Consider the following 2,422-nt stretch of genomic DNA (forward strand, 5'->3'; position numbering starts at 1 on the left):
GCCACCGTCAGGAAAGATATTTGTCTCTGTGTATGATTTTCGTGATCAAACAGGGCAATATCGGCCAGCCCCCGCCAGCACGTTTTCAACGGCGGTAACCCAAGGGGCTGCAGCTATGCTTACCGGGGCCCTATCTGAATCTGGCTGGTTTATCCCGCTTGAACGTGTTGGATTACAAAACTTGTTAACAGAACGCCGTATTATTCGCGCGGAGTTCGAACGCTTTGGGCAGCCCGATACGCTGCCATCGTTAAGAGCAGCGTCGGTGATGTTAGAGGGTGGCATTATTGCTTATGAATCGAACGTACGAACTGGAGGAGCCGGTGCCGAATATTTTGGCATTGGGGCATCAGGCCAGTACCAGGTCGATCAGGTGACGGTGAACTTACGTGCGGTGGAAATCTCAACAGGCGAAATATTAGCTAACGTCACCACCACCAAGACTATCTATTCTAAAGAGCTACGCGCAGGGGTTTATCGCTTTATTGATTTCAGGCGCTTATTAGAGGCCGAAGCAGGTATAACCACAAATGAACCGGTTCAGCTCGCGGTAATGTCGGCGATAGAATCTGCTGTCATTCACCTTGTAGCGAGAGGTATCGAGAATCGATTATGGAATCTTGCTCCCGGAACCAATATTCAAAACACCATTTTAGATGACTATCTTAATGCACCGATACCTATGCTTTAGTAAAAATTAATCAAGGGAACACTACTAAAATAAAACTATAAAAAACAATGGCCACTCGATCGAGTGGCTTTTTTTATTAAAACAGAAAACTCAACATAATTAAAACACTAGTACTATAAGAATCAAAAAAATAGCAAATACACAATATAACTTACGTTAAGCATATAACCACAGCATTAAAAAAACTTCCTATGGCGCCATTCTTAGAATGGTCCAAACTCAATCCATGAAACAAAAAGACACATTGAGTTTCAAAAGGAATTAAAAATGAAACATTTCAGCTATCGGCTCAGAACAACCACAACGAAAAAAACTCGTTGTCGTGCTGCGATCACGATAGCTATTGCTCTGCTGACTTTATCTTCTGTGTTACAAGCCAATGAGAATGAAAGCGACTTATTCGATAGAAGTGCAAGAGTTACTCAGTTTGCGGCTATTGATAATGCCGCACTACACAGCAATCTAAGCATCATTCGTCAACAAGGTAACAATAATAAAGCAAGTGTTGCTCAGTCACGTTCAGTGAGTTATCAGCTCTCTAATTTTGCCTACATCGATCAAGTCGGCAATGGTAATCAAGCAAGCATAATGCAAAGTAACGGAAATAATACCGGAATTATTTGGCAAGTAGGCGATGACAATACCGCCTCTATTAATCAGCAAGGTAATAACGTCTCGTTTAAAGCCGATATTTATCAAAACGGATTTAAAGGTGACGTTTCGATTTCACAATCGGGCAGTGGCTTACGTGCTGTAAGTGTCCAGCAACAGAATCTTTCGGGCAATGCACGACCAGTCACTATCGATACCTACTGAGTCGCCAGCTGCTTCTCAGTAAACAACCAAAGCAAGTCGATCGAAAAAAAGGGGAAACACCATGAAAACTCAAATGACCGTTATCGCTGCTGCTGTTGCAATGGCTGTTAGTTTCTCTAGCCAAGCGCGTGACTTTGAAAAATCTACATTTAACAATGATGCTAATGTAGGGACAGAACAAGCCTTTGAAAATCAGCAAGATATCCGTGAAAGTATGGACGGCTTTACTCGTGCCCCAATGCGGACTTCGCTTATTTTCCAGATAGGTAGTGATAACGCGGCTGAAACTGATCAAACCGGTTCTGCACAATACTCTCGCGTTGTACAAGAAGGCGATGACAACAACTCTTATGTGTATCAAAGCGGTAATGAGCATGAGTCTGTTGTATATCAACTAGGTAGCGACAACAATTCTATCGTTTTACAAAGCGAAGGTATGCGTAACGACTCTTATGTGTTCCAAGATGGAGATCGCAATAGCTCTATCGTTACACAGTTCGATAATACTAACCGTAGTGACTCTATCATTGAGCAACTTGGTAATGATAATAATGCAAACGTATTTCAGGCAAACAATACTGATGAAACATGGAGCTTTGTCCATCAAGATGGTGATTTGAATACAGCCAATGTAGTTCAGATAGATGCAGGCCTGAGTGCCTCTTACATCTATCAAGGTGGTGACGGTCATTTAGCGAATGTCTTTCAGACAGGCAACAACAACGTATCGACCATTCGCCAAAATGCAGCTGTAAATGGCGCTGCGTCAGCGACTCACTCCCAGGCGGGTAACAATAACTCTGCTATCTCTACTCAGTGGTAAACATCTTTGTGGGTACTTTTATAAATACTTTTTAAGTACTTACTTAGCTCAGGGAAGCGCCCCTCTTTGGGGCGGTTTTTTTATTTAACGCA

At 42.6% G+C, this 2,422-nt stretch carries 3 protein-coding genes; all 3 read left to right on the forward strand.

The features are described from left to right. The coding region (locus AC0UA9_RS17470) for a CsgG/HfaB family protein (RefSeq protein WP_475662024.1) at positions 1–691 on the forward strand (691 nt) is incomplete at its 5' end. 267 nt (positions 692–958) lie between these two features. After that, complete coding sequence (locus AC0UA9_RS17475) at positions 959–1,507, forward strand: hypothetical protein (RefSeq protein WP_475662026.1); 549 nt, start codon at positions 959–961, stop codon at positions 1,505–1,507. 61 nt (positions 1,508–1,568) lie between these two features. Beyond that, on the forward strand, positions 1,569–2,330 hold the full coding sequence (locus tag AC0UA9_RS17480) for a hypothetical protein (RefSeq protein ID WP_475662027.1): 762 nt from the start codon (positions 1,569–1,571) through the stop codon (positions 2,328–2,330). Positions 2,331–2,422 lie beyond the last annotated feature (92 nt).

Source organism: Colwellia sp. F1 (assembly GCF_056238625.1).